Below are 26140 nucleotides of genomic sequence, written 5' to 3' on the forward strand. Positions count from 1 at the left end.
CTCTCTCCTACCGCACTGTGTCGTACGCCACACTCCAAGTTGCTGGTGAGTAATCGAGATACCTGCAAGTAGCTTCTCCGGCTCGACGGCCACAGGTATCCCGATGCGCAGGCGCGTTACACGACCGAGACGCACTACGGTGCCAGAGGGGGCCGCGCAGTCGTCGGCACCCAAGGACGACAGAACGTCTCACGATACGAGACGTCGAAGGCGGATCAGCGTCTCACATTGTGAGCATACATCGCGAACGAACGTTCCAACTAGCCGGAATCGACGGAGGCTCTGATGCAGATCAATTCGTTGCCGTACCTGGACGAGCACACGACGGACATCGCCGCGGAGGCCGACGACGTCTGGCGCGGTCTGTGCAAGGAGCTGGAACGGTCTTTTTCACGGGCTGCCATGGCCGCCTACGTGAGACTGATCGGAGTGGTCGACCCCGGGCCGTCCGGGCCACGCCCGCTCGCCGAGGGGTCGGCGTTCCCCGGCTTCCGCGTTCTCGTCGCTTTACCAGGAAAGGAGCTGACTCTCCAGGGGCGTCATCGCTTTTCCTCCTACGCACTGATCTTCCGGCTCGAACCCAACGGCCCGGGCCGAACGCGCCTACGCGCCGAAAGTCGAGCCGCCTTCCCCGGACTGGCAGGGGGCCTCTACCGGCGGCTCGTCATCGGGTCAGGCGGTCATGTGGTCGGCATGAGGCGACTGCTCGCATCGATTCGCCGCACAAGCGAGTCCTCAGAGGGCGTTTGATGTAGGCAAATTGCCGTTTATTTCCTAGTAGGTTCCTCGCCAGGTGGGGGTGGTCTCGTCCGTTATGCGCTTGGCGGGGTTGTCGATCGAGGCGATGTGGAGCACGGCCTCGGAGCTGGCGGGCAGGGTCTCGTAGTCGCGGGCGAGGCGGCGATGCATCATGATCCATCCGATACTCCGTTCCACGACCCAGCGCTTTTTGACGACATGGAAGCCACGGATTTCAGGGTTTCTGTTGAGAACCTCGACGTCGATACCCAGGCTCGCGCCGTGCTCGACGACGGCCTTCGTGAAGCCGGTGTCGACCGAGCTTTTGGAGATGGCCGGGTACGTTTTCTTGGCTTGGTCCTGGAGTTGTATTCCCACGGCGATTTCGGAGAGGCGCGCGGCGGTGAGGGTCTGTCAAACGAACGTGTAACTCAGGTTGTTGGAGTTACCTGACGTGCTGCGGAAAGCCGGCCGTCGAAGGTGATATCGAAGGCGTTCAGCGCGGTCTTCCAGCGCATGGTCCAGCGGGCCTGGCCCTTGCCGGTGGGGTCCAAGGACATGATCGCCATGTAGACGCATTTCAACGCGGTGTGCTCGTTGGGGAAGTGGCCGCGGGCCTTGACCGCCCGGCGAATCCTGGCGTTGACGGACTCGATCGCGTTGGTGGTGCAAACGATGCGGCGGATCTCGGTATCGAAGCGGAGGAACGGGGTGAACTTCTCCCACGCGTTCTCCCAGAGTCGCACGGTCGCCGGATACTTCCGGCCCCAGGCGTCGGCGAACTCGGCGAACCGCTCGAGTGCCGCCTCCTCGGTCGCCGCGGTGTAGACCGGCTTGAGGACGCGGGCGATCTTGTCCCAGTCCTGGCGGGCGGCATAGCTCGCCCTCTGCGACTACTCATGTCCTCCCCCGCAGCTAGAAGTGGCGCATGGTACTGGTTCCGACCATGTCATATTCCTGTGCCCATCCATGTTCATGCAGGTCGACGAACTGCCCGAGGTCGATCTCCTTGCCCGTCAGGAACGGGACAGGCGCGGTTTTCCCCCGGTCGAAGTTCCAGTTCCTGAAGAGGTCCACCTGGTACCGCGTCCGCGCTTCGCCTCCGGCACCTATGGTGACGGAGCCGGTGACCCGGAACTTCACACTGCCGATGGCGTTCCTGGCGTCGAGACGCTGCACGCCGGGTGGCGGACCGGGTGATCTTCGAGCACATCGTGCAGGCCCTGGTGCGTCGAAGCTCGTCGGCTGCTTGATCACTTCGGCTCGGAAACTCCGGCTTTTTTCGGTGCGAGCACGCTCTCGCGAGCGGTTGGCTCCGATTGGGGCGGAGTTCCGGGCTTGAGGATGACGGAGGTGTAGTGGTTGGCGAAGAAGTACGAGTAGGACAGGCCTTCGTCGATGTTGCCGAACTCGTTGGTCTTCATGGTCATCAGCGCGGTCGTGCGGGTGCCGTTGCCGGCGTAGGCGGTGACCTGCTGGTTGGGCGGCAACCCGGTGGCGCCGATGGTGACTTCGTCGATGCCTGGGAGGGCCCGGATCAGGGCCGTGCCCTGGCCCGAGCTACCGAGGACGCGCAGGGCGAAGTGCTGCGTGCGCATGTCGAGACCTTGCCGGCCGAGGTTGTGTGTGCTGGTGGCCGGGGTGCTGCGCGCCACGTACACCAGCGCCATCGGCGACTGGCCGATGGGGAGGGTCTTGATCACCGAGTTCGTGTGCGTGTCGATGACGTCGACCGCGTCGGAGTTCTGCAGGGCGACGTAGATCCTGGTGTTGTCGGGGCTCGGCCAGATGCCATGGGGGCCGTAGCCGTTGTTGTGGATGGTCTTCACCAGCGTGGGCGGCGTCCCGTTGTGCGACCGGCGGTACACCAGGGTCTCGTTGAGTCCGCCCACGGTCTGGTAGGCGTAGTCGACGCCGCCGACCGTGACGAAGTTGGGGTGGTTGGTGCGCGGCCCGGTGGACAGCACCGCTTCCACGCGGCTGGTGTTTGTGTTGACGACAGCGGTGGTCCGGCCGTTCTCGGGCATGCCGAGCCAGACCTCCCGGCCGTCGGGTGAGATGGCCTCGTCGGAGGACCCGCCGGCCTCGGCGGGGATCGGCACGCGCCTGATGATGCGGCGGGAGGCCACATCGATCACGTCGAGCACCTGGGTGCGCAGGTGGTTGACGTAGGCGAGCTTGCCGTCGGGGCTGAAGACCACCTTCGACGGCGCGTCCTCGGTGTGGATCCGGTCGACCTCCTTGCCGGCCCGCCAGTCGATCACCGAGACGTAGTCCTGGCCGCGCACCGCCACCCAAATCCGGGTGCCGTCGGGCGAGAAGAATCCCTCGTGCGGCGCCCGGCCGACGTAGACGGTACGGACCACCTTGTTGGTTGCGGTGTCGATGACGTGGACGGCGTTGGTGGTCACGTCGATCACGTTGAGCCACTTTCCGTCCCGGGAGAAGCCGAGGCCGTGTACGTCGATCTGCCCGTCGTACATCGCCCCCAGCACGTCCGCGCTGGGACTCAGCCGCGGCTTGCCGAAGGCTATGGTGCCCAGCACCGTGTTCGTCGCCGGATTGATGACACTCACCGTGTTGGAGGCCTGGTCGGCGGTGTACACCCGGTCGTTCCCCGATATCGGCTGTGCCCCCGGCAGCGCCGGGGCTGGGATCAGCGTGCCATGCGTTGAGGAGCTGGCGTTCGGCCCCACCGCGGCTCTCGGCACCGGACCCGAGTGGGAGGCCATGGATTCGTGCGTCCCGGTCGTCGCGCACCCCGCGATCGACGCGTACATGACCGCCGCCACGAACGCGCGGGCTGAGCTGGACTTTGCATGCATGCTCGCTCCTTGTGGTCACGTCGCGGCCGCGGACGACCGCGTCGAGAGCTGCCTCTTGCGCTTGGCGGCTACGCCGCGCGGCGTAAGAGGTTGCGACAGGGACTAGTCGCCGCGTTCATCAAAGGCCGCCGGCGAGAGCAGCGCCTGTCCTCGCGGTGCTGAGGCCACCTCCTGCGACCGCAGGCACGCATTCCCGAAGGCGTGATCGATGACGCCTGGCGTCGATCGCCTGAGTCATCGTCGAACATTGAGGAATCTAACGGGCACTTTCGGCATGTTCACCTTGGCCGGAGGGTTTCACTCGGATGGCCCTGTCGGCGAATGGCGGGACAAGGAGTAAGGCAGGCACGGGCCTGAGTGATCATGGAGTCCTACCTTTCTTGATGTGGGTCTGAACTGGTCATTCGTAAGACCGGCGGGGCCCAGGGGTTCCGGGTATGGCTGTCATGGAGTCGCCGCTGGATGGCTCAGAGAACTTGGCCGCCCGGAACCCCGCGACGACTCGACCGCTAATTGGGAGACGCGACGCGATCGCTTCGTAGGACAACGTCGGCGAGGTCGTCTGCTGGGTTGGTGTACGACGAGCTGACGGAGGTGGCTGTGCCCGAGATCTGGGCCGGAGTGGACATCGGCAAGGAACATCACCACTGCGTGGTGATCGACGCCCAGGGCAAGCGACTGCTGTCGCGTCGGATCCTGAACGACGAGGCTGAACTGCTCCAGCTCATCGCTGACGTGCTTGAGCTGTCGCGGGGTGTGCTGTGGGCGGTGGACATCAACCACGGCGGGGCCGCGCTCCTGCTCGGTCTGCTGGTCAGCCACGACCAGCACATCACCTACACACGAGGCGGTACTGCGGACCCTGGCCGCGGCGGCCGGTGTAGCGATCGACAACGCCCGGCTGTACGAGGACGCGCACCGTCGGCAGCGGTGGCTGGCGGCCAGCAACGAGCTGACGCGTAGCCTGCTGTCCGGTGCGGAGCCCGCCGCGGTGCTGGAGTCTGTCACGGCCACCGTGCGGGACATGGCCGGTGCGGACCTGGTCACCTTGGGGGTGCCGGTCGGTGACCGCGGCGAGTTGGTCATCGAGGCCGCTTCGGGAGCGTTGGCCGAGGAGGTCCGCGGGCTGGTGCTGCCCGCCGCGGCGCTGGCTGCGAAGGTCTTCATGTCCGGGGAGAGGATAACCAGTGATGCCGTGAGCGCCGACCCGCGCGCCGAGGGCGGCAGCGCCTCGGTGGTGGAGCTGGGGCCGGCGTTCTTCGTACCGCTCGGCACCCGGGAGCACGTCCGCGGGGTGCTGCAGGTGGCGAACGTACCGGGCAGCACTTTCTTCACGGACGCCGTTGTCGACATGGTCACCGGGTTCGGCAACCAGGCTGCGCTGGCCTTGGACGTCGCTGAGCACCGGCGGGACACGGAGCGCATGCTCGTGCTCAATGACCGCGACAGGATTGCCCGAGACCTGCATGACCTGGTCATCCAGCGGCTGTTCGCCGGCGCGCTGTCGCTGCAGTCCACGCTGGGCCGGGTGGCTGACCGGCCGCAGGTCGGCGAGCGAATCCAGCGGGTTGTGAACGACCTGGATGACACCATCAAGATCATCCGTTCCACCATCTACGGCCTACGCGAGCACGATCAGACCCGTCGCGGCAGCGGGCTGCGCGCCGAACTGGTGGCGGCCACCGAACGGGCCACCGAGTCGCTCGGCTTTGCCCCGGCGCTGCGCATGACGGGGCTGCTGGACACGGCCGTGTCCGCCGAACAGGCCGAGCAGTTGCTGGCCGTGCTCGGCGAGGCCCTGTCCAACGCCGCTCGGCACGCGCACGCCACCACCGTCGACGTCAGCGTCGATGTCACCGACGCCGCCCTGCAGCTGCGCGTGGCCGACAACGGCCGCGGGATCGACCCGGCGGTCACCCGCCGCAGCGGCCTGGCCAACCTCTGCAGGCGCGCGAAGGAGATGGGCGGTACGTGCAGTCTCTCTTCGAACCAACCGAGTGGCACCGTTGTCGAGTGGGTCGTCCCGCTGGCTGTGTGACTTTTCCGTGGATGCCGTTTCGACGTGAGGTCAGGAGTCACCTGCGCCGGTTCCGCATGATCAATGTCAGTGATGAGAACTGATGGCTGATCGGGGCCCTCCTTGTCAGCCTTGTGGGCCCTGATTGTGTGGTTCCTGCTGCCTCGGCGATCGGACGTTTCAGCCCTCGGCGTGGGCCAGCCACAGGTCGGGGCCGAAGACCTCGTAGCGGATACGGCGCGCGGAGATGCCCGCCTGGAGGAGTTGGGCGCGGACGGCGCGCATGAAGGGAAGCGAGCCGCACAGGTACACGTCGGCGTCGGCGGGCAGGTCCAGGCCTTCGAGGTCCATCAGGCCCGTACGAGAACCGGGTTCCTCGGTTGCGTCCTGTTCGTACCAGAACTCTTCCCGTGCATCGGGCAGTTGCTCCACGAGACGGCAGGTGTCGGCGCGCAGGGCGCGGTCGGCCGGGGTGCGGTCGGCGTGCAGGACATGGACCGGACGGGTCGAGCCGGTGGCAGCGAGGTGTTCGAGCATGGCCACCATGGGGGTGCAGCCAATGCCGGCGGATACCAGCACCAGCGGGGTGTCGGCGTCGTCGAGGACCACGTCTCCGAACGGGGCCGACAGGGTGAGTTCGCCGCCGGTACGGACGGTGCGGTGCAGTTGGTTGGACACCTCGCCCTCAGGAGCTTCGGCTACGCTCGCCACCCGCTTGACGGTGATGCGACGCAGCCGGTCGCCAGGGGCGTTGGACAGGCTGTACTGACGGGTCTGGTGGATGCCGTCGGGCATGAGAACCCTGACGCTGACGTACTGACCGGCGCGGGCCGGGGGCACGGGGCCGTCGTCGGCCGGGCGCAGCAGGAAGGATGCCACGTCCGGGCTCTCCTCCCGCCGCTCCACGACGGTCCATTGCCGCCACGGGTGCCGGGGGTCGACCTGGGCTTCCTGGTAGAGCTGGGCCTCCTGGGCGATGAGGGCACCGGCCATCAGCCAGTACACCTCGTCCCAGGCGGCGGCCACCTCCGGGGTGACACGATCGGGAACATCACCCGCCCGCCGAACCGGTCGGTCAGCGCGCCCACCGGGATACGGCCCAGAGAGCCGACCACCACCGGCACCGCCACCAGCAACGACTGCTGAAACGAAGACAGCTCCAGGCTGTCCTTGAACCGCGGGCCGAGCGGGCTCAGCAGCGCCCACGCCCAGAAGTTGACGGCGAAACCAAGGGTGGCCAGGGCCAGCATCAGCCATGCCCGGCCGGGCACCGGCGCGCCCGAGACCGGCCTCTCGCTTTCCGTCGTCGGCTGGACCATGATGTCCGTCCCTTCCCTCTCACGTTGGTTCGGCGGCGCGGGGGTCGTATGGGGACCACAGTTCCCTGTCCCACAGATCGGACGCCTCGCAGCCACTGTCCGCATCCGGGCGCCCGAGCGACATAGGCCATGGGTCCCTACGGCCGGGCAAAGGGTCCTCAAGGTCGGATCCGGCCGCCCGCACCTCCTTGGAACCGTGCCTCAGATCGCCCGCGCGACTCCTGCGACCGCGCGGCGGCAACCCGCTCCTGCCGGGACACAACAAAACCGGGACACAACAAAAGAGGGCCGAACAAAAGAGGGCCGACCGGCCCTACCCCCTTCCCGACGGCCACGGGGACGATGACCTGATGTCCCCGAACGACGCCTTTCGCGCCCTCGACCGGCAGGAGTGCTTGCGCCTCCTGACCAAGGTGCCGGTCGGCCGTGTGGTCTACACCCGACAGGCGCTGCCCGCAGTCCTCCCCATCAACTTCTCCCTGGACACGGACGCCTCCGTCCTGCTGTGCACATCGCCGGCCTCCGACCTCGTACACGCCATCAACGGCGTCGTAGTCGCCTTCGAGGCGGACGAGTTCGACGCGGCAACCCGGTCCGGCTGGAGCGTGGTCGTCACCGGACGAGCCACCGTGGTGACCGATCCCGCCGAGCACGAGCGGCTGTCGCAGACCGGCCCCACCTCCTGGATGCCCCTACGGGACACGGTGTTCGTACGGATCGAGTCCGAGCTGGTCACCGGACGCGAGCTCAGAGGAGCCCTCAGCACGCAGTGAGGCACAGCCGGACACGGAACTCGGTGGCAGCTCCGGTCGAGGACTGGCAGCACGGTGGGCCAGGTCTGTGCCCGGGCCGGACGGACGCACGCCCCAAACGCCTGGTACTGGCTGTCGGGGTCCAGGCGGAAGCGCCAGGGCTGTGTGTTGTGGATCGACGGGGCTGCCACGGCCGCCGCCAGGAGCGACTCCACGGTGGCGGCGTCCAGCGGGGCTTGGGTACGCATGATGCCTCCTCATTGGTGAGCTCGGCGTACGCGTGGGCCTCCGGGCCGGTTTCGGTTGTCGTGGGTGTGGCAGGGATGTGGGCGTCAGCGGTGGCTGAGCTGGAGCCGCCAGGCTTCGGGGCCCCGCTCCGCGAGGGTGAGCACGCGCATGACGTTGTCTCCAGCAGGTCGGCAGTCGGCGTGGCCGACCGGGGGGTGGCGACGGCATTGCGGGGTGCCGGCGCGAGGGAGGGCGGATGCCGCGTCCGGCCGCGCGGGGCGGCCGGACGCACGACCGAACCGGGCGACACCCGCCATACGCGCTGCGCCTGAGGCGGCCAGGGACGGGGGAATAGCCGCCGTCAGGTACGGAATGCGGTCGTACAGACGGATGGGCATCTGCGGTTCGATCAATGCCCAGGATGCAACTCCGGGCACACCCGGCCCCCGGCCGACCGGACCCCAGCGCCGGGACCATTGGGCCCTATGACGACCGCCCGGACTGGGCCGGAAGGCCGTCCGGCCAGGACTACCAGCCCCACGTGCAGCAGGGCCCGCACCACCTAGCGTTCCCAGTCATGCAGAACGATCAGAACGCGCGGCGTCAGGCGTCAAGCACTGGTGAAGGCTGGCCGTTGGCCGCCCGGCGGCTGCTCACCCGCCGTGAGGTGTCGGGCGACGGGCGCGCGGTGTTCGGCGAGAACGACGGCAAGTGGGAGGGCTTCTACCGGGACCGCTGGGCGCATGACAAGGTGGTGCGCTCCACGCACGGCGTGAACTGCACCGGTTCCTGCTCGTGGATGGTGTACGTCAAGGACGGCATCATCACCTGGGAGCACCAGGCCACCGACTACCCCTCGATCGGCGCGGACTGCCCCGAGTACGAGCCGCGCGGCTGCCCGCGTGGGGCGTCGTTCTCCTGGTACACGTACTCCCCCAGCCGGGTCCGCTACCCGTACGTGCGCGGCACGCTGCTGAAGCTGTGGCGCGAGGCACGGCGGCGCCTCGGCGACCCGGTGGCGGCCTGGGCTGAGATCACCGGCGACCCGGCGAAGGCGCGTGCGTACAAGCGGGCGCGCGGCAAGGGCGGCCTGGTGCGCGCTGACTGGGACGAGGTGACCGAGCTGGTCGCCGCCGCCCATGTGCACACGATCAAGGCGTACGGCCCGGACCGCGTCGCCGGCTTCTCCCCGATCCCGGCGATGTCGATGGCGTCCTTCGCCGCAGGCTCCCGTTTCATGTCGCTGATCGGCGGCACGTTGCTGTCGTTCTACGACTGGTACGCCGACCTGCCGATCGCCTCGCCGCAGGTCTTCGGCGACCAGACGGACGTACCGGAGGCCGCGGACTGGTGGAACGCCGGCTATCTGATCATGTGGGGCTCCAACATCCCCGTCACCCGCACGCCGGACGCCCACTTCCTCACCGAGACCCGCTACAACGGCACCAAGGTCGTCGCGGTCAGCCCCGACTACGCCGACAACGTCAAGCAAGCCGACGAGTGGCTGGCCCCGCACCCCGGCACCGACGGGGCACTGGCGATGGCCATGGGGCACGTGATTCTGCGCGAGTTCCTCGTCGACCGCGAAGTCCCCTACTTCCGGGACTACATGCGCAGGTTCACCGATGCACCGTTCCTGGTGGCCCTGCGCGAGCACACCGAGGGCAGCCTGGTCCCGGACGGCTTCCTGACCGCCGCCGACCTCGGGCACGACACGGAGAACGCCGAGTCCAAGACCGTTCTCCTCGACGCGGCCACCGGCGAACCGGTCGTGCCGAACGGCTCGCTCGGCTTCCGCTGGGGGGAAGCCGAGCAGGGCCGATGGAACCTCGACCTGGGCGACACAGTGCCCGAGTTGAGCCTGCTCGAGAGGGCTGAGGAGACGGCCGAGGTCGCGCTGCCGCGGTTCGACGAGGGCCGCACGGAGGGCGGCTCGGTGATGGTGCGCGGGGTGCCGGTCCGCAGGATCGGCGGGCGCCTGGTCACCACGGTCTTCGACCTGATGCTCGCCCAGTACGGGGTGCGGCGGTCCGGCCTGCCGGGCAGCTGGCCGGCGTCCTACGAGGACACGAGCGAGCCGTACACACCGGCCTGGCAGGAGACCATCACCTCCGTCCCGGCGGAGCAGGCGGCCCGGATCGCCCGGGAATTCGCCCGCAACGCCGAGCGTACGAACGGCCGGTCGATGATCGCGATGGGCGCAGGCACCAACCACTGGTTCCACTCCGACACCATCTACCGGGCCTTCCTCGCGCTGACCACCATGACCGGCTGCCAGGGCGTGAACGGCGGCGGCTGGGCACACTACGTCGGCCAGGAGAAGGTCCGTCCGCTGACCGGCTTCCAGCACCTGGCGTTCGCCTTCGACTGGCAGCGGCCCACCCGGCACATGGCCGGCACGTCGTACTGGTACCTCAACTCCGACCAGTGGCGGTATGAGGCGTTCGGGCCCGATGAGCTGGCCTCCCCGCTGGGGGACGGGCGGTTCCAGGGCAAGGCGTTCGCCGACTGCCTGGCGCAGGCCGTGCGGCTGGGATGGACGCCCGGTCACCCCGGTTTCAACCGCAACCCGCTCGACCTCACGGACGAGGCGGCGCGGGCGGGCCGGCCGGTCGCCGAGCACATCGTCGACGAACTGAAGTCCGGCAGGCTGCGCTTCGCCGCCGAGGACCCCGACGACCCGGCCAACTTCCCGCGCGTCCTCACTGTGTGGCGGGCCAACCTGCTCGGCTCCTCCGGCAAGGGCAACGAGTACTTCCTGCGCCACCTGCTCGGCACCGACGCGGCGGTCCGCTCCGAGGAGACCCCGCCCGAGGGACGCCCGCAGGAGGTGGTGTGGCGGGACGAGGCACCCGAGGGCAAGCTCGACCTGCTGGTCACCATGGACTTCCGGATGACCTCCACCAGCCTGCTCTCCGACGTGGTCCTGCCTGCCGCGACCTGGTACGAGAAGGACGACCTGTCCAGTACGGACATGCATCCCTTCGTGCACGCCTTCACGCCGGCCATCGCCCCGCCCTGGCAGGCCCGCACCGACTACGACAGCTTCCTCACGATCGCCGACAAATTCAGCGATCTGGCCGCCGAGCATCTGGGTACGCGTACCGACGTCCTGGCGGTGCCGCTGCTGCACGACACCCCCGACGAACTCGCCCAGCCGGGCGGCGTGGTGCGGGACTGGAAGACCGGGGAGTGCGAGCCGATCCCGGGGCGCACCATGCCGAAGCTCGTCGTCATCGAGCGGGACTATGCCGCGACCGCGCAGAAGATGCGCGCTCTCGGCCCGCTGCTGGACACCCTGGGCACCACCACCAAGGGCGTCACCGTCCACCCCGACCGGGAGATCGACGAGCTGCGCCGTCGCTGCGGCACCGTCCGCGACGGAGTCGCCGCCGGCCGCTCCTCCCTGGCCACCGCCTCCGACATGTGCGAGGCGATCCTCGCTCTGTCCGGGACTACCAACGGGCGACTGGCCACCGAGGGCTTCCGCGAACTGGAGCGGCAGACCGGCTGTGAGGGCCTGGTGGAACTCGCCTCCGAACGCGAGGCCGAGCGGATCACCTTCGCCGACACCCGCACCCAGCCCCGGTCGGTCATCACCTCGTACGAGTGGTCGGGCAGCGAGACCGGCGGTCGGCGCTACTCGCCTCGCCTGGTTCAACAACGTGGAGACCAAGCCCGGCGTCGGCTACCCCCGCCGCTACGAGGACCAGGAGCAGTGGAAGGGCGGCTGGATGCTCGACAAGCGCGGACGCCTCGTCCTGATCTCCGGCGGCCGGCTCAAGCGGCTGCTGTCCCTCTTCGCCAACCCCGACCTGCCGAGCATCGAGGACTACTACGAGCCGGTCACCTACGACTACGACAACCTCGTCAGCGCCCCCGCCGGGCAGGACATCCCCGTCGCCCGACCGCGCTCGGTCCTCACCGGCCAGCCCACCGCCATCACCTGGGGCGCCAACTGGGAGGACGGCCTCGGCGGCGCTCCCGAGCACGCCGGCGGCGACCCCAACCTGACCGGGGAGTGGGCGGAGAAGGTGAAGTTCGAGTTCGAGCAGACCTTCCTCTTCCACCTGCCCCGGCTGTGCGAGCACTGCCTCAACCCGGCCTGCGTCTCCGCCTGCCCGTCCGGCGCCATGTACAAGCGGGTCGAGGACGGCATCGTCCTGGTCGACCAGGACCGCTGCAGGGGCTGGCGGATGTGTGTGACAGCGTGCCCGTACAAGAAGGTGTACGTCAACCACGCCACCGGCAAGGCCGAGAAGTGCACCTTCTGCTTCCCGCGCATCGAGGCCGGCCAGCCCACCGTCTGCTCCGAGACCTGCGTGGGACGCCTGCGCTACCTCGGCCTGCTGCTCTACGACGCCGACCGCGTCGGTGAGGCCGCGGCCACCCCGGACGAGAAGGACCTGCTGGACGCCCAGCGCGGCGTCTTCCTCGACCCGACCGACCCCGAAGTGATCGCGGCGGCGCGGGAATCCGGGATCCGGGAGGACTGGCTGGAGGCCGCCCGCCGCTCCCCGGTGTACGACCTGGTCATGCGGTACAAGGTGGCCCTGCCGCTGCATCCGGAGTACCGCACCCTGCCGATGGTCTGGTACGTGCCGCCCCTCTCCCCCGTTCTCGACGCCGTCGACGCGGCGGGCGGAAACCAGGACGACCCCGACCACGTCTTCGCCGCCGTCACCCGCCTGCGCATCCCCCTGGAGTGTCTGGCGGAGCTGTTCACCGCCGGTGACACGGACGTGGTCGCCGGGGTGCTGATGAAGCTCACCGCGCTGCGCTCGTACATGCGCGAACGCACCCTCGGTGAGACCGGCGACGACGCGGTACTGAAGGCCGTCGGGCTCACCGCCCGCGAGGCAGAGGACCTGCACCAACTCCTGGCCGTCGCCAAGTACAAGGACCGGTACGTCGTCCCCGCCGCCCACAAGGAGGACGCAGCCGCACTGACCGCGATGGAGAACCGCTGCCCGGTCGAGTCGTCCGGCGACCCGGCGGACGCCGGTGGCCGACGCGTGATGCTCGGCATCCCCACCCTGCGCCGCAACACCGACGGAGGCCGACCGTGAGCCCGCTACCCGCAACGATCCCCGCCCTCGTGCGCACCCGCGTCCGGGCGGCCGTACGCCGCCCGGCCCGGCGCACGCCCGAGGAGAGCGAGGCGCGCATTCTGCTGCTGCGGCTGTGCTCGCTGCTGCTGCAATACCCGGACACCGAACTCACCACCGCCCGAACGGTATTGACGGCCACCGTCGAGGCGCTGCCGCCCTCGCCCGCCGCCGAGCACCTGGCGACCTTCGTCACCTGGTTCACCGGGCAGGAGCCCGAGGCGCTGGAGCGTACTTACGTCGAGATGTTCGACCTGCGCCGCAAGAGCAGCCTCTACCTGACCTACTACCTGCACGGCGACACCCGCCGCCGGGGCATGGCCCTGCTCACCTTGAACCAGCGTTACCGGGCCGCGGGCTGGGACACCGACGGGGGAGAACTGCCCGACCACCTGCCGGTCGTGCTGGAATTCGCCGCCTTGGCGGGTCCAGGTGGCGGTGAGGCACCACTGCGCCAGCACCGGCGCGGGCTGGAGCTGATCCACCGCGCCCTGACCGACGCCGATTCCCCCTACCGGCATGTGCTGGCCGCGCTGCTCACCCTGCTGCCGCCGCCCACCGAGGCGGACCGCGCGGCGGTGGCCCAGCTCGTCGCCGAGGGCCCGCCGAACGAGGAGGTCGGCCTCGACCCCTACGGGACGTACGGGGACGGCGAGTTCGCCCCGCCGGGCACCTTCGTGCCGCCGGCCCCGGCCCCGCCGACCCGTGTGCCGCCCGCTTCGACCAGCCGTACGGAAGGCCCCCGATGAACGCCGTACCCACCCCCTTGGCCGCCGCGCCCACGAGCGGCGCCGACCTCCTCCTGTGGGTCGCCATCCCCTACATCTGCCTCGCCATGTTCGTCGTCGGGCACGTCTGGCGCTATCGCCAGGACCAGTTCGGCTGGACTTCCCGCACCAGCCAGCTCCTCGAACACCGGTGGCTGCGCTGGGGCAGCCCGCTGTTCCACCTGGGCGCCTTCACGGTGATCGGCGGACATGTGGTGGGCCTGGCGGTCCCCGCCTCCTGGACCGAGGCCGCCGGGATCAGCGAGCACGCCTACCACACAACGGCCGTGTGGGCGGGTTCGGTGGCGGGCGTCGCCATGGTCGCGGGGCTTGGCATGCTGTGTGCCCGGCGGCTGCTGACCCGCCGGATCCGGCTGGGCACCGACCGAAGCGACAGGCTGCTCTTCCCCTTGCTGTCCGCCACCGTCCTGCTGGGCATCACCGCCACCGCCGCCCACAACGTCTTCGGCGACGGCTACGACTACCGCTGCACCGTCTCCGTCTGGTTCCGCGGCCTGTTCACCCTCCAGCCGCAGCCCGAGGCGATCGCTGGAGCACCGCTGCTGTTCCAGCTGCACGCCCTGACCGCCTGCCTGCTCTTCGCGGCCTGGCCGTTCACCCGGCTGGTTCATGTGTGGAGCGCCCCGATCGGATACCTGGCCCGGCCGTATCTGGTCTACCGACGGCGGGCCACACGGGCCGCAGCCCCAACGGCAGGGGGCCGGCCACGGTCGTCCTCCGACTCCCGGCGAGCGGCATGAGTCACAGCCCCGCTCTCGCGCCGGACGCCACGACCATCCGGCGCACGCACACAGTGGGCGCGAGCCACCGAACGGGCCTGGTGATGCTCCTCACCGGAATCGTCGGCTGGCTCGCCTCCTTCCAGCTCACCGTGGACGACTGGCGGCTCCTCAAGGACCCTGCCTATCAACCGCCATGCAACATCAGCCCCGTCGTGAGTTGCGGCAGCGTCATGTCCAGTGCGCAGGGCAGCCTGTTCGGCTTCCCCAACATGCTGCTCGGACTGGGTGCCTTCGCCGCCGTGACCGCCCTGGGCGTCGCCGTGCTCTGCGGGGCGCGCCTGCACCGTCGGCTGTGGCTCGCGCTAGGTGCGGGGGCACTGGTAGGGGTGGTGTTCGTCCACTGGCTGATCGGGCAGTCGCTCTACCAGCTCAACAAGATCTGCCCCTACTGTGTCGTCGTCTGGGTCGTCACCATCGCTCTGTTCTGGTACCTGACCCTGCACTGCCTGGACCGGGGAATCGTCCCCGTGCCCCGGGGTGTGCGGGAGGTCGTCCGGGACACGCACTGGTTGCTGCTCGCCGCCTGGTACGGGGTGATCACGCTGCTCGTCCTCACCCGCTTCTGGCCGTACTGGAGCAGCCTGCTGTAACGGGCCCTCCGCACAAGCCGCTCACAGGTCATACGGACGAAAGAACGACGATCATGGACGACGTACTGAAGGAATGGACGGCCGCCGTGCAGGCCGACCTGGGCATCGACCTCGAAGTCGACCGGACCCTCCTGCTCGCCCTCGCAGGCGATGCCGCCCACGGCGTCGCCCGGCCCGCCGCCCCGCTGACGACCTTCCTGGTCGGGTATGCGGCGGGGCGTGCGGGCGGCGGCCCCGACGCGGTGGCCGCCGCAGCCTGGCGCGCCGGAGAACTCGCCGCCCGGTGGGCCGGTGAAGCCGGCCACGGCCCCAGCTCCGGAGCCGCATGACGAGCCACGCCGCCGGTCACGCCCAGGACCCCTGCGCCGCTGATCTTGCGATTGGCCCGTTCGGACCCCTGCTCGACCGGTAGGACAACCGCGCGCAAGCACAGGGCGCCATCCGTGGGGATCTGCACGGATGGCGCCCTCCAGCAGCGCGGCGTCGCCGGGGCGGTCGGTGTCGTCGGCCGGCGCCCATCCGGCAGGGTCGTCCAGGGCGGCGTGGAGAGCCGTGCTGCCCGGACGCCCTCGCACTGCCGGCTGTGGCCCTCGCCGAGGCGTCCAGGTCGGCGAGGTCCATCAGGTGTGTGGGCCCCCGGTTCGTCGGCGGCGTTCCACTCGTACCAGAACTGCGGCAGCCGCCAGTTGCGGCTGGAACCCGATCAAGGAGACCGACGCAGTTCCCGGGCCACACGGGCCAGGTTCACCCCGTATCCGACGCCGAACGCGTGCGGCGTGAAGAAGGCGTCGCCGTCCGGATCCCAGAACTCGCGGACGATCTTCTGCGGTGTGGGCCGCCGGAAGTCGTACGGCAGTCCAACGATGCGCCCCGTCCAGGTCCGCGACTCCGACGGATTGCGCAGCTCTTTCGCCAGGGCTGCGGCAACGACCGCGCCGGCGGCAACGAGCACCACGTTCCTTTTCAGTCGCCTGTTCATGGTCAGAAAGTACGCGTCGTTCAGGCCTCGGCCAAGGGCGATGGTTTCACGACCGGCTCACGGGCAACTTGTCTCTGCCTCCCCAGCGCTCTCGGTTCTCACCGCCTTTTGGAGTTGTCTGATCGCTGAGCGCTGCCCGAGAACCGTCAACAAGCGTTGCCCGCTCTCGCTCACGACACCCGTGCGGCGCCGGCCCGGCCGTGCCTCGTGCGCGCCCGTTCGGGTGGCGCCGATCGTGCCTGGGGTGCCGGAGCAGCCGCAGTCGACCGGCTGCCGGCGCCCGCCGCGCGATCTGCAGACCTACGTCCCCGATCACGCGGCGAGCCTGTAAGCCGGTCGCGGCCCTCACGCCCGCTGCGGTACGACGGCAACCGGGCAGGCCGAATGGTGCAGGACCGCGTGGGCGACGCGGCCGAGCTGGAGACCGTAGTGGCCCTCGCGGCGCCGGGCTCCCACGACGAGCAGGTCGGCGTCGGCCGAGGCGTCGAGCAGTACCCGGCGCGCGTGGCCCTCGACGGTGCGCCGGTGGACGTCGGCGTCGGCCGGGGCGTCCTGCAGGGCCGCTTCAAGCTCCTCCACGGCCCGTTCCTCGTGCAGCCGGGCGGGTTCGCCGGCCATCAGGGGATGATCGGTGGTCTCGTGCGCGGGGCAGCGCCAGGCTCGTACGGCCTCCAGCGGCACGCCACGGCGCTGCGCCTCCTCCACGGCGAAGCGCACCGCCGCTGCGTCCGCAGGCTTCTCGCCGACGCCCAGGACGATGCGGCGAGCCCCGGTGCGAACCCGGTTGTCGTGACTGCCGCGCAGCACGATCACCGGGCAGTGCGCGTGGCCGGCCACCGTGACACTGACCGACCCGAGAAGCGCCTCGGCCAAACTGCTGCGGCCGCGCGAGCCCAGGACCATCGCGGAGGCGGTGCTGCTCTCCCGCACCAGCGCGTACTCCGGTTCCTCGGGCAGTACGTCGGTGCTGACCTCCACGTCGGGCCGGCGGCTGTGCGCACGGCGCGCGGCGGTCTCGACGATGTCCTCCGCTGTCACCTGTTCCTCGGACTTGCCGAGGTCCTGCGCGAGGGAGGTGCCCTCGTACCGCTCCCACAGCGAGGCGTACACCAGCCGCAGTGACGCCCCGCGCAAGGCGGCCTCGTCGACCGCCCAGTCGACGGCCCGCATGCTGGGCTCCGAGCCGTCGACACCGACGACGATCGGGAGATCCATCGTCCTCACCGTCCCGCGCCGAGGTCGAAGACGACCCGGGCCTTGATCTCGCCGCGCAGCACCGCGTCGATCGACTCGTTCACGGAGGCGAGCGGACGGGTCTCGTAGATGACCTTCGTACGTCCCGCCGCGTGGAGTTGGAAGACCTCGGCGAGGTCCTGCCGCGTGCCCACGATGGAGCCGATCACCGAGGTGCCGTTCAGGACGGTGTCGAAGATCGGCACCTGGACGGTGCCGTGTGCGGGCAGGGCCACCATGACGAGCTTGCCGCCGCGCCGCAGACCGGAGTTGACGGCCTCGAACGCGGCCGGGTTCACCGCGAGGGCGATCGCCGCGTGGGCACCGCCGTGCTTCTTCAGCTCCTTACCGACGTCCTGCTTGCGGGCGTCGATGACGATGTCGGCGCCGAGCTCGGCGGCGAGTTGGAGCTTGTCGTCGGTGACGTCGATCGCGGCGACCGTAGCGCCGGCGATCTTGGCGTACTGCAGGGCGAGGTGACCCAGGCCGCCGACGCCGGAGATCGCGACCAGCTGCGCGGGCTTGACGTCGGCGACCTTCAGGGCCTTGTAGGTGGTGACGCCGGCGCAGGTCAGCGGGGCGGCCTCGAAGGCGGTGACGCCCTCGGGCACGGGCTGGGCGAAGTCGCCCCAGGCCAGCATCTTCTCGGCGTATCCGCCGTCGCAGCCGTACCCGGTGTTGATCTGCTGCTCGCACAGCGTCTCCCAGCCGGACAGGCAGTGCTCGCACCGCCCGCACGCTCGGCCCAACCACGGCACGGCAACCCGCTGACCGACGCTCAGATGCGTGACGCCCTCACCGAGCTTCTCGACGAGGCCGACGCCCTCGTGGCCGGGGACGAAAGGCGGGGTGGGCTTGACGGGCCAGTCGCCGTACGCGGCGTGGATGTCGGTGTGGCACAGCCCGGAGGCCTCGACGCGGACGCGGACCTGGCCGGGACCGGGCTCGGGGTCGGGGCGCTCCTCGATGACCAGGGGCTCGCCGAAAGCTCGTACGACTGCTGCCTTCATGGTCTCTTCTCTCTCTGCAGTGGCGCGTCAGTCGTGTGCGACGACGGCGACGGGGGCGGTGGCGTGGTGCAGGACGGCGTGGGTGACGGTGCCGATGTGGGCGCCTACGGAAGAGCGGCGCATGCGCCGGCCGACGACGACCAGGGAGGCCTCCTGGGAGGCGTCGATCAGGAGGTTGGACGGGCTGCCGCAGCGGGACTCCGCGACGACCTCGACGTCGGGGAACTTCTCCCGCCAGGGGCGCAGTTCCTCGGTCAGGACGGTGGAGTCGACCTCCGCCGGCTCCCGCTGGACTGCGGCCTCCAGGGCCATGCCGTAGGCGTAGTAGGGCGGCGGGTTCCAGCCGTGCACGACGCGCAGCGGCACGTTCCGGCGCGTGGCGGCGTCGAAGGCGAACCCGATCAGCGTCTCGTCGGGGCTGCCGACGTCCAGTCCGAGGACGACGGGACGGAAGGGGGCGGCGGTGGACGGGATGCCGGCCTCGTCCATCTCGTGCTCGTCGGTGGCCCGCTCTCCGGCGCGGACCAGGACGACGGGCCGCTCGGTGGACGCCACGACCGCGAGGCCGACCGAGCCGACCAGGAAGCCGCGGAGCCCGCCCAGGCCGCGCGAGCCGAGGACGAGCAGTTCGGCGTCCTGCGCCGCGCGGGCCAGGGCCTCGGAGGGCCGTCCGGTGACGTGTTCGGTGGCCACCTCGACGCCGGGGTGGCGCAGCCGCAGCCCTTCGGCGGCCTCGCGCGGCGCCCTCTCGGTCCAGTGCTGGTGGGTCTCGGCGCCCAACAGCGGGGCCTGGGCCATGGGCTCCGGTACCGGTTCCCAGACCTGGACGAGCCTCACGGGTAGTCCGCGCAGCTTCGCCTCGCGGGCAGCCCATTCGGCGGCAGCCCGGCTCTCGGGCGAGCCGTCGAGACCTACGGTGATGGTGCGGGGCATGATCTCCACCTCCTGAATCGGGGACCCGAAGGGACCCGATTCCAGCGTCGTGTTCAGGGGGTCTTTCGGGGCAGGGGCCACTGGTCCTTCAGCGTGACCGATGGACCCTGGCGCGACGGGTCCCAGGGCGAGGGGCTGTCGCGCCGTGGGGTTTTCAGCGCAGCCAGGTGTGGTCGCGGACGATCGGGAGCCGCGCCCACAGCCGGCCCAGGCCCCAGGTGGCACCCGCGCCCGCGGTCGCCACGGCGATCAGCGCCACCGCGTAGATGACGTGGTAGTCGGCGAAGGGATTCGTCGACATGCTCGGCGACCCGTCCGACAGGTGCTTGGCCGGCGGCCACTCGGCGATCCACATCAACGCCATCATCGCCGTGCCCGCCACCGCCGCCGGCCGCAACGCCACACCGGCCATGAGGGCCACGCCGATGCCGAGCAGGCCCAGCATGAACAGCCAGTCCGCCCAGGCGGCACCGGCCCACGAGTGGAACGTCGACTCCATCGGCCCGGCGGCAACGGAACCGAGGAAGCCCCTCGTCGGCGACCCGCCGTCGATCCAGCCCTTGCCGGACGCGGTCGCGTAGCCGAAGCCGAAAGTCTTGTCCAGGAACGCCCACAGGAAGACGAAACCGGTGAGCAGACGCAGGGACGCAAGGGCGTAGGCCCCCACGGAGTGGGTGTCGGTGCGTGCCGAAACGGCGATCGCGGAGCCGGTGCTGTTCCTGCGGAAGAACGGGTGGAAGCCCGGGCTCCGGTGAGGGTGCTCGTGCACGGCCATGGCGGTGATCCCTTCGGGGATGTCTGGTCGTTGTCCTGACGCTCCTCACTCTTGTCGCGGGCGCCGCGCGCCGCCGGATGCCGAAGGTCTGCGGCCGTTGGGCTGAAGGTCCCTTTCTATGGGGGCCTGTTGGCGCGAACGCGTTGTGCACGGTACGCGTGGGACCCTGTGGGCATCTCGTGGACCGCGCCCCCCCAGCTGGAGGGATGGCGGCGCTCCGGTGGATCCTGAAGGCGAAGGGCGGCTCATGACCGACGGCTCGGACAGGCACATTCCCGGGTGGCACCGCCTGGTGCCCGGCCTCGCCGCGCTTCTCGGCTATCGGCGTGCGTGGCTGAAGGGCGACCTGCTGGCCGGAGTGACCGTGGCGGCCTACCTCGTGCCGCAGGTCATGGCGTACGCGGGTGTGGCCGGGCTGCCGCCGGTCGCCGGGCTATGGGCGATCCTGCCGGCCCTGGCGCTGTACACGCTGTTCGGTTCCTCGCGCCTGCTGTCGGTCGGTCCCGAGTCGACGACCGCCATCATGACGGCCGCCGTGGTCGGCCCGCTCGCCGCGGGGGACTCCGGGCGCTACGCCTCGCTGGCGGCCGGCCTCGCGGCCACGGTCGGGCTGTTGTGCCTCGTGGCGCGAACGGTACGGCTGGGCTTCCTCGCGGACCTTCTCTCCCGTCCCGTCCTGATCGGCTACCTCGCGGGCGTGGCCCTGATCATGATGGTGGACCAGGTGCCCAAACTCACCGGGGCGAGGACGACCGGCTCCGAGTTCTTCCCCCAACTGTGGTCGTTCGTCAGCCATCTGGACGAGGTGCACCCGAACACCGTCGCCTTCTCGGCCGCCGCGCTCGCCTTCCTCTTCCTGGTGGCCCGTTACGTCCGTGCGCTGCCCGGGCCGCTGCTCACCATGGTCCTCGGTACGGCGGCCGTGGTGGCCTTCGACCTCGACGACCGGTACGGCATCAAGGTGATCGGCAAGGTCCCCTCGGGGCTGCCGGACCTCGCCCTGCCCGACCTGAGCGAGCTGCCGCACCTGGTGCTGCCCGCCCTCGGCGTGCTCCTGGTCGCGTACACCGACTTCATCCTCACCGCACGGGCGTTCTCCGACCGCGAGGCAGACGGGCCCGGGCTCGACGCCAACCAGGAGTTCCTCGCCCTGGGCGCGGCCAACCTGGGTGCCGCTGCCCTGCACGGCTTCCCGGTGAGCAGCAGCGCCAGCCGCACCGCCCTCGCCTCCTCGGCGGGCGCCCGCAGCCAGGCGTACTCCCTGGTCGCCGGGGCGGCGGTGCTGGCCGTCCTGCTCTTCCTCAGTCCGCTGCTGACCCGCACCCCCGCCGCCGTGCTGGGCGCGCTCGTCGTCTACGCCGCCGTGCGGATGATCGACCTCGCGGGCTTTCGCCGCCTGGCGTCCTTCCGCCGCCGCGAACTGCTGCTCGCGCTCGGCTGCCTGGCCGGGGTGCTCGCCCTGGACATCCTGTACGGCGTGATCGTGGCCGTGGGCCTGTCGGTGGCCGAGTTGCTGACCCGGGTGGCGCGACCCCACGACGCGGTGGAGGGGCTGGTGCCCGGGGTGGCGGGCATGCACGACGTGGACGACTACCCCCAGGCCCGTACGATCCCCGGCCTGCTGGTCTACCGCTACGACTCGCCGCTGTTCTTCGCCAACGCGGAGAACTTCCGGCGCCGTGCGCTGGCCGCGGTCGCCCAACAGACCGATCCCGTCCACTGGTTCGTCCTCAACACCGAGGCGAACGTGGAGGTCGACATCACCGCCCTCGACGCGGTCGACGAACTGCGCCGCGAACTGAGCGGCCGCGGCATCGTGTTCGCCCTCGCCCGGGTCAAGCAGGACCTGCTGGACGACCTGGAGGAGTACGGTCTCGCGGGCTCGGTCGGGTCGGATCTCATCTTCCCGACGCTGCCGACGGCGGTTGCCGCCTACCGTCGGTGGCTCGATGCCGGGCCCGGCTGACTCCGGTCGCAGGTCAGCCGCCCGTGGGGCAGCGGCGATTACAGGTCCTTCCGGCCCCGGGACTTCAGCGCCCTTCCTGCCTCTGCCGGCCCTGGACCTGGGTGGCTATGACCGCGGCCTGGATACGGCGCTCCACGCCGAGCTTGGCGAGCAGGCGGGAGATGTGGTTCTTCACCGTCTTCTCGGCGAGGTAGAGCCGCTGGCCGATCTGACGGTTGGTGAGGCCCTCGCCGATCAGGGCGAGGATCTCCCGCTCCCGCTCGGTCAGACCGGGCAGGGCCTCCGGCTCTTCTTCCTGCTGCTGCCCGTCCCGAAGACGGGCCATCAGCCTGGTGGTGGCGCTCGGATCCAGCAGGGACTGGCCGCGGGCCACGGTGCGTACTGCGGACACCAGGTCTGATCCCTGGATCTGCTTCAGAACGTATCCGGACGCGCCCGCCATGATCGAGTCCAGCAGCGCCTCCTCGTCGTCGAAGGAGGTCAGCATCAGGCAGGACAGCTCCGGCATGCGCGAGCGCAGCTCCCGGCACACGGTCACGCCGTCACCGTCGGGCAGCCGGACGTCCAGGACCGCCACCTGCGGGCGCAGTGCGGGGACCCGCACCAGGGCCTGCTCCACGGTGCCGGCCTCACCGATCACATCGATGTCCGGCTCGTCGTTCAGCAGGTCGCGCACTCCACGTCGTACCACCTCGTGGTCGTCCAGCAGGAAGACCCGGATCGGGCTGTCGGGGCCGGGCTGCTTGCTGTCCGCCATCACTTGCTCCCTGGTTCCGCGTTACTCGTCGATGTCCACTTGGACCGTACCGGTCTCCAGTACCGGGATCTTTCCCGGATCCGGGCCGAAGGGCCAGGGCCGGTCGGCCCTGTTTCCACAGGGTCTCCCGCAGCCAGAAGCAGTGGTGCCGTGCGGGGACGGACTGGCGGGCCGGACACGTCCACGTCGAGGATCACGCCCCCTGGCAGCTCCCGGCAGCCGGTCGGACCCACAGTGCCGAAGGGCGAGTCCGGCGGCCCTGTAGGGGAGGCCCTATGGCCCCGTTCCTGGGGCCTGACAGCCCTGGGCCCACGCCGGTCCTCACAGAAGTCTGAAGCCGCTGCCCAACGATCGAAGGAGCGGAGCAGATGACTGCGAAGGACACCGGCACCCACGTCACCTCCACCGTCGCAGTACAGGTGCGAGCGGAAGGCGATGTGGACGAAGAGGCACTCGCGTACGTCCGGACCAAGGTCGACACGGCCCTCAACCGGCCCGGAGTTCCAGACGTCAGCGGCGAGGTGAGGATCGCGAAGGCAGCGGCGCACCACGTCGAGCAGCCCTGGTCTGCCGGGGCCGAGCTCGTCGTGAAGAACACTCTTGTGGTCGTGCACGCCCAGGAGGCGACGGCACATGAACTGGCGGACCGGTTGCAGGACCGCCTCCGCAGCCAGATGACTCGGGTCCTGCACCGCAAGGAGGCGGCCCGCAGGTCGGCCACTCCCCCACCGTGGCGTGGTGGCCAGGCCATCAGCGGGCGGGATTAGAGTCTCCCGGCCCTCCGGTGCGAGGCGGGTCGGTCCTCCACCAGGTACGTCGGGGCCCTGCGCCGCGGCGCAGGGTGGCTGCGAGGCTGAAGGGGCGGCGAGGCGGCCGGCAGGTGCCTCGAGGTAGAGGCACTGTCACCCAGCGGGGAGCAAGGCCTGCCCGCCTCCCGCTCGCACCGTGAAGGAGGGAAGCGCCATGAAGACGCGCACCGTCGGCGAAGTCATGACCAGCGAGGTCGTCTGCGCAAGCCGGCAGACGCCGTTGGATGACGTGGTGCGGTTGCTGGACCGGCACCGTATCCGCGCACTGCCGGTCGTCGACCACGATGACAAGGTGGTCGGGGTGGTCTCCGGCGCCGATCTCGCGCACGGCTCTGTGGCCACGACCGCGGGAGAGCTGATGACGACCCCGGCGGTCACCATCCATCCGGAGCAACGTGTCGCGGATGCCGCACGGCTGATGGAACGTCAGGAGGTCGACCGTCTGCCCGTGGTGGATGAGGAGGACCGCCTCATCGGTATCGCCACCCGCCGCGACCTGCTGCGGGTCTTCTCGCGTACGGACGAGGAGATCCGTCAGCAGGTGGTGGAGGAGGTCCTGGTCAGCGCGCTGGGCCTGCCACCCGACGCCGTCGCCGTTTCCGTCCGGGACGGCATGGTCATGCTGGAGGGAAGCCTCCGCCACCGTAGTGACGTCCCTCTGGCCGTTCGGTCGACCTGGCGTTTGGAAGGCGTCGTCGGTGTGGTCAGCAGGCTCGGGTTTGACATCGACGACTGCCGCCCTGCGCAGCCGGCCGCGCACTGACTCGTCCTGAACCGGCCACCCGAGCGGCGCGGGTCACGCCGCGATGAACCCTGGGGCCGACCCCTTGTCCGAACGCCCCCAGCCTGTCCGAAGCGGTACCGGTCAGCCCCCGGAAGGGACCATCGGCACCTGGGAGTGGGGGCGAGGCAGGGCGAGAGTGAAGACGGGAGCGGCACCGGTCCGCACCGCCTACTACTGGGGTGGGTAGGGCCGGCCGGACGCGGACGAGGGCCGAACGGCCCTGGTATGAGGAGCTCCGGTGCGGTTCCAATGACCTGATCGAGCCTGCCCGTGGGACCCACTTCCACGCGACAGCATCCGCGCGTCGGCCGAAGACACACCACAGTGAGCAACGAAACCGTACGGAAGCCTGCCATGACCATCGACCATGCCCAGCCCCTTCCTGCCGGACCGCGCCGGAGCGTCGAGCTCAACAGCGACGAAGCCTTGCGGCTGCTGGGCAGCGTGTCCTTCGGGAGGATCGTCTTCACTCGTCACGCGCTGCCGACCATCCGCCCGGTGAACCACGTCTTGGACAACGGCGACATCGTCATCCGTACTCACGAGGGCGCGGCGCTGACCTCGCGCGCGCGGCAGGCCGACGGCCAGGGCGTGGTCGTCGCCTACGAGGCCGACGTCATCGACCCGGACATGCACCTCGGTTGGAGCGTGATGGTCACCGGTTACGCCCACCTGGTGACCGAGCCGGGTGAACTGGCCCGCTACCGCGCACTGCTCAACCCCTGGGTGAACCAGACCATGGACTATGCGGTCCGTATCCGCCCGGACTTGATCACCGGCATCCGACTCACCGCCGCGAACGCCTGATCACGGTCCACGAGCCGCGGAGATCAGCCGTGTGACGCCTGGTTTGTGGTGGTCCGTCAGGTCGGCGACGGGGGCCAGGAACGTGGCGGCACGGCTTCCAAGATCGTGGAGTTCTCGAAGTCCCGTGGACGCTGAGTGATGTATCAACTCGCCTTGTGCGTGCGGGAATCCGTCCCGGTCGCGCTACCACAGCGCCATCTCCAGGGCGTCCAGGACGAGCCTGGTCTCCTTGGTGGTAGCGGCGGACCAGCCGGCGATGCGACGGGAGAAGGCGTCCACGAGGAAGGCGACGTAGACGACCCCGTTCCAGGTGGCGACGTGCGTGAAGTCGGCGACCCAGCAGCGGTTGGGGGCACTGGCGACGAAGTCGCGGTCGAGGAGGTCCGGGGCCCGCTCGGCGGCCTGATCGGTGATCGTCGTGATCACCTTCCTGCCGCGGACGGCGCCGGTGATGCCGAGCTCGCGCATGAGGCGCTCGACGGTGCAGCGGGCCACGGCGTGTTCCTGCCGGTTCAGCTCGCACCAGATCTTCCGGGCTCCGTAGACGCGGTAGTTGGACGTGTAGACCTCCTGCGATCCGCTCTTTGAGTTCCTCATCGCGCACGGAACGGGCGGACGGAGTTTCAAGGCGTTTCTTGTGGGCGTAGCCTTCGCTCCGGCCGGGGTGCATCCGGGTGCAGGTCCTGCCCTCCGACGACGAGAACGAAGAGGACCTGCCAATCCTGGGAGTTGGACCCCTATCAGCTCCACGGCCTGCCCGTGAACGGCTGAGCCGCACGCCCGGCGGCGGCACATGGCTTCCCGCCGCCGGAGTGCTGGCGGGTGCTGCCGCTGAACCGGCCAGGCAAGTCCTGATTCTTTTCAGCGGCCGCCCGCGGTAGCGGCACCGTGCTTTGGCTGGTCCGGCAGTGGCAGTCGGCCAGCGCCCGAGAACACACCC

The 26140-nt window shown here is 69.8% G+C and carries 21 protein-coding genes and 7 pseudogenes; 14 read left to right on the plus strand and 14 right to left on the minus strand.

Features of this window, described 5'->3' with window-relative positions:
• Window positions 1–285: 285 nt before the first annotated feature.
• On the plus strand, window positions 286–750 hold the full coding sequence (locus tag OH809_RS08280; RefSeq protein WP_406423026.1) for a hypothetical protein: 465 nt from the start codon (window positions 286–288) through the stop codon (window positions 748–750).
• Between the two features lie 24 nt (window positions 751–774).
• Here OH809_RS08280 and OH809_RS08285 read toward each other — a convergent pair.
• The 4 genes and pseudogenes from OH809_RS08285 to OH809_RS08300 all read right to left on the minus strand — a co-directional run.
• Window positions 775–1149 (minus strand): annotated as a pseudogene (locus OH809_RS08285) (transposase); the annotation flags it as partial.
• A 20-nt stretch (window positions 1150–1169) separates the two neighbouring features.
• Window positions 1170–1613: pseudogene (locus OH809_RS08290) on the minus strand (transposase); the annotation flags it as partial.
• Window positions 1614–1653: 40 nt separating this feature from the next.
• Entirely contained in the window at window positions 1654–1917 is a 264-nt protein-coding gene (locus tag OH809_RS08295) for a hypothetical protein (RefSeq protein WP_406423025.1), read from the minus strand.
• A 74-nt stretch (window positions 1918–1991) separates the two neighbouring features.
• A complete protein-coding gene (locus OH809_RS08300; protein WP_406423024.1) occupies window positions 1992–3563 on the minus strand; it encodes a YncE family protein in 1572 nt (523 codons plus the stop codon).
• Between the two features lie 573 nt (window positions 3564–4136).
• On the opposite strand from OH809_RS08300, the gene OH809_RS08305 reads away from it, so the two are divergent.
• Together OH809_RS08305 and OH809_RS08310 are read left to right on the plus strand one after the other, a co-directional pair.
• Complete coding sequence (locus tag OH809_RS08305) at window positions 4137–4526, plus strand: transposase (RefSeq protein ID WP_406423023.1); 390 nt, start codon at window positions 4137–4139, stop codon at window positions 4524–4526.
• A 28-nt stretch (window positions 4527–4554) separates the two neighbouring features.
• Complete coding sequence (locus OH809_RS08310; protein ID WP_406423022.1) at window positions 4555–5601, plus strand: GAF domain-containing sensor histidine kinase; 1047 nt, start codon at window positions 4555–4557, stop codon at window positions 5599–5601.
• A 159-nt stretch (window positions 5602–5760) separates the two neighbouring features.
• On the opposite strand, the pseudogene OH809_RS08315 reads toward OH809_RS08310, so the two are convergent.
• Both OH809_RS08315 and OH809_RS08320 read right to left on the minus strand, forming a co-directional pair.
• Window positions 5761–6624 (minus strand): annotated as a pseudogene (locus OH809_RS08315) (FAD-binding oxidoreductase); the annotation flags it as partial.
• Window positions 6615–6830 (minus strand): annotated as a pseudogene (locus OH809_RS08320) (MFS transporter); the annotation flags it as partial. The pseudogenes OH809_RS08320 and OH809_RS08315, both read right to left, overlap by 10 nt.
• Before the next feature lie 419 nt (window positions 6831–7249).
• Here OH809_RS08320 and OH809_RS08325 point away from each other — a divergent pair.
• Window positions 7250–7672 (plus strand): pyridoxamine 5'-phosphate oxidase family protein, encoded by a 423-nt coding sequence (locus OH809_RS08325; protein ID WP_406514973.1) that lies wholly within the window; start codon window positions 7250–7252, stop codon window positions 7670–7672.
• A gap of 116 nt (window positions 7673–7788) precedes the next feature.
• Here the strand turns inward: OH809_RS08325 and OH809_RS08330 are convergent.
• Window positions 7789–7899: pseudogene (locus OH809_RS08330) on the minus strand (nitroreductase family protein); the annotation flags it as partial.
• Between the two features lie 557 nt (window positions 7900–8456).
• Between OH809_RS08330 and OH809_RS08335 the strand changes: the two are divergent.
• The 6 genes and pseudogenes from OH809_RS08335 to OH809_RS08360 form a co-directional block, all read left to right on the plus strand.
• Window positions 8457–11537, plus strand: a pseudogene (locus OH809_RS08335) (nitrate reductase subunit alpha); the annotation flags it as partial.
• A 7-nt stretch (window positions 11538–11544) separates the two neighbouring features.
• A complete protein-coding gene (narH, locus tag OH809_RS08340) occupies window positions 11545–12948 on the plus strand; it encodes a nitrate reductase subunit beta (RefSeq protein WP_406514974.1) in 1404 nt (467 codons plus the stop codon).
• Window positions 12945–13736 carry a nitrate reductase molybdenum cofactor assembly chaperone gene (gene narJ / locus OH809_RS08345; protein ID WP_406514975.1) on the plus strand — a complete coding sequence of 264 codons (792 nt, stop codon included), beginning with the start codon at window positions 12945–12947 and terminating at the stop codon, window positions 13734–13736. The genes narH and narJ overlap by 4 nt, the downstream gene beginning before the upstream one ends.
• A complete protein-coding gene (gene narI / locus OH809_RS08350) occupies window positions 13733–14515 on the plus strand; it encodes a respiratory nitrate reductase subunit gamma (RefSeq protein WP_406514976.1) in 783 nt (260 codons plus the stop codon). The genes narJ and narI overlap by 4 nt, the downstream gene beginning before the upstream one ends.
• Complete coding sequence (locus OH809_RS08355) at window positions 14512–15147, plus strand: vitamin K epoxide reductase family protein (RefSeq protein ID WP_406423018.1); 636 nt, start codon at window positions 14512–14514, stop codon at window positions 15145–15147. Before narI ends, OH809_RS08355 begins: the two co-directional genes overlap by 4 nt.
• Window positions 15148–15209: 62 nt before the next feature.
• Window positions 15210–15476 (plus strand): annotated as a pseudogene (locus tag OH809_RS08360) (DUF6457 domain-containing protein); the annotation flags it as partial.
• 374 nt (window positions 15477–15850) lie between these two features.
• Here OH809_RS08360 and OH809_RS08365 read toward each other — a convergent pair.
• From OH809_RS08365 to OH809_RS08385, 5 genes are all read right to left on the minus strand, one after another.
• Window positions 15851–16126, minus strand: coding sequence for a DUF5808 domain-containing protein (locus tag OH809_RS08365; protein WP_406423017.1), 276 nt, complete (start codon window positions 16124–16126; stop codon window positions 15851–15853).
• 345 nt (window positions 16127–16471) lie between these two features.
• Window positions 16472–17341 (minus strand): universal stress protein, encoded by an 870-nt coding sequence (locus OH809_RS08370; RefSeq protein ID WP_406423016.1) that lies wholly within the window; start codon window positions 17339–17341, stop codon window positions 16472–16474.
• Window positions 17342–17346: 5 nt separating this feature from the next.
• Complete coding sequence (locus OH809_RS08375) at window positions 17347–18369, minus strand: zinc-dependent alcohol dehydrogenase (RefSeq protein WP_406423015.1); 1023 nt, start codon at window positions 18367–18369, stop codon at window positions 17347–17349.
• Window positions 18370–18396: 27 nt separating this feature from the next.
• On the minus strand, window positions 18397–19302 hold the full coding sequence (locus OH809_RS08380) for a universal stress protein (RefSeq protein WP_406423014.1): 906 nt from the start codon (window positions 19300–19302) through the stop codon (window positions 18397–18399).
• Window positions 19303–19456: 154 nt separating this feature from the next.
• Window positions 19457–20077: a hypothetical protein gene (locus OH809_RS08385; protein WP_406423013.1), complete on the minus strand. Its 621-nt coding sequence runs from the start codon at window positions 20075–20077 to the stop codon at window positions 19457–19459.
• A gap of 247 nt (window positions 20078–20324) precedes the next feature.
• Here OH809_RS08385 and OH809_RS08390 point away from each other — a divergent pair, with 247 nt between their 5' ends.
• The gene (locus OH809_RS08390) at window positions 20325–22043 is read left to right on the plus strand and encodes a SulP family inorganic anion transporter (RefSeq protein ID WP_406423012.1); all 1719 of its coding nucleotides are present in this window, start codon (window positions 20325–20327) and stop codon (window positions 22041–22043) included.
• A gap of 64 nt (window positions 22044–22107) precedes the next feature.
• On the opposite strand, the gene OH809_RS08395 is transcribed toward OH809_RS08390, so the two are convergent.
• Entirely contained in the window at window positions 22108–22800 is a 693-nt protein-coding gene (locus tag OH809_RS08395; protein ID WP_406423011.1) for a response regulator, read from the minus strand.
• A 368-nt stretch (window positions 22801–23168) separates the two neighbouring features.
• Between OH809_RS08395 and OH809_RS08400 the strand changes: the two genes are divergently transcribed.
• The 3 genes from OH809_RS08400 to OH809_RS08410 all read left to right on the plus strand — a co-directional run bounded on the left by OH809_RS08400 (window position 23169) and on the right by OH809_RS08410 (window position 25200).
• The gene (locus OH809_RS08400) at window positions 23169–23567 is read left to right on the plus strand and encodes a hypothetical protein (protein ID WP_406423010.1); all 399 of its coding nucleotides are present in this window, start codon (window positions 23169–23171) and stop codon (window positions 23565–23567) included.
• A gap of 196 nt (window positions 23568–23763) precedes the next feature.
• Window positions 23764–24372 (plus strand): CBS domain-containing protein, encoded by a 609-nt coding sequence (locus tag OH809_RS08405; protein WP_406423009.1) that lies wholly within the window; start codon window positions 23764–23766, stop codon window positions 24370–24372.
• A gap of 375 nt (window positions 24373–24747) precedes the next feature.
• The gene (locus OH809_RS08410) at window positions 24748–25200 is read left to right on the plus strand and encodes a pyridoxamine 5'-phosphate oxidase family protein (RefSeq protein ID WP_406423008.1); all 453 of its coding nucleotides are present in this window, start codon (window positions 24748–24750) and stop codon (window positions 25198–25200) included.
• Window positions 25201–25383: 183 nt separating this feature from the next.
• Here OH809_RS08410 and OH809_RS08415 read toward each other — a convergent pair whose 3' ends face one another.
• Entirely contained in the window at window positions 25384–25797 is a 414-nt protein-coding gene (locus OH809_RS08415) for an IS3 family transposase (protein WP_406423007.1), read from the minus strand.
• Window positions 25798–26140 lie beyond the last annotated feature (343 nt).

This window comes from Streptomyces sp. NBC_00873, assembly GCF_045207415.1.
Classification (GTDB): domain Bacteria; phylum Actinomycetota; class Actinomycetes; order Streptomycetales; family Streptomycetaceae; genus Streptomyces.

Coding starts and splice junctions, on each gene's coding strand:
- OH809_RS08280 (WP_406423026.1), top strand. CDS start 286: ATGCAGATCAATTCGTTGCCGTACCTGGACGAGCACACGACGGACATC.
- OH809_RS08300 (WP_406423024.1), bottom strand. CDS start 3,563: ATGCATGCAAAGTCCAGCTCAGCCCGCGCGTTCGTGGCGGCGGTCATG.
- OH809_RS08325 (WP_406514973.1), top strand. CDS start 7,250: ATGTCCCCGAACGACGCCTTTCGCGCCCTCGACCGGCAGGAGTGCTTG.
- narI (WP_406514976.1), top strand. CDS start 13,733: ATGAACGCCGTACCCACCCCCTTGGCCGCCGCGCCCACGAGCGGCGCC.
- OH809_RS08355 (WP_406423018.1), top strand. CDS start 14,512: ATGAGTCACAGCCCCGCTCTCGCGCCGGACGCCACGACCATCCGGCGC.
- OH809_RS08365 (WP_406423017.1), bottom strand. CDS start 16,126: ATGAACAGGCGACTGAAAAGGAACGTGGTGCTCGTTGCCGCCGGCGCG.
- OH809_RS08370 (WP_406423016.1), bottom strand. CDS start 17,341: ATGGATCTCCCGATCGTCGTCGGTGTCGACGGCTCGGAGCCCAGCATG.
- OH809_RS08375 (WP_406423015.1), bottom strand. CDS start 18,369: ATGAAGGCAGCAGTCGTACGAGCTTTCGGCGAGCCCCTGGTCATCGAG.
- OH809_RS08380 (WP_406423014.1), bottom strand. CDS start 19,302: ATGCCCCGCACCATCACCGTAGGTCTCGACGGCTCGCCCGAGAGCCGG.
- OH809_RS08385 (WP_406423013.1), bottom strand. CDS start 20,077: ATGGCCGTGCACGAGCACCCTCACCGGAGCCCGGGCTTCCACCCGTTC.
- OH809_RS08390 (WP_406423012.1), top strand. CDS start 20,325: ATGACCGACGGCTCGGACAGGCACATTCCCGGGTGGCACCGCCTGGTG.
- OH809_RS08395 (WP_406423011.1), bottom strand. CDS start 22,800: ATGGCGGACAGCAAGCAGCCCGGCCCCGACAGCCCGATCCGGGTCTTC.
- OH809_RS08400 (WP_406423010.1), top strand. CDS start 23,169: ATGACTGCGAAGGACACCGGCACCCACGTCACCTCCACCGTCGCAGTA.
- OH809_RS08405 (WP_406423009.1), top strand. CDS start 23,764: ATGAAGACGCGCACCGTCGGCGAAGTCATGACCAGCGAGGTCGTCTGC.
- OH809_RS08410 (WP_406423008.1), top strand. CDS start 24,748: ATGACCATCGACCATGCCCAGCCCCTTCCTGCCGGACCGCGCCGGAGC.
- OH809_RS08415 (WP_406423007.1), bottom strand. CDS start 25,797: ATGAGGAACTCAAAGAGCGGATCGCAGGAGGTCTACACGTCCAACTAC.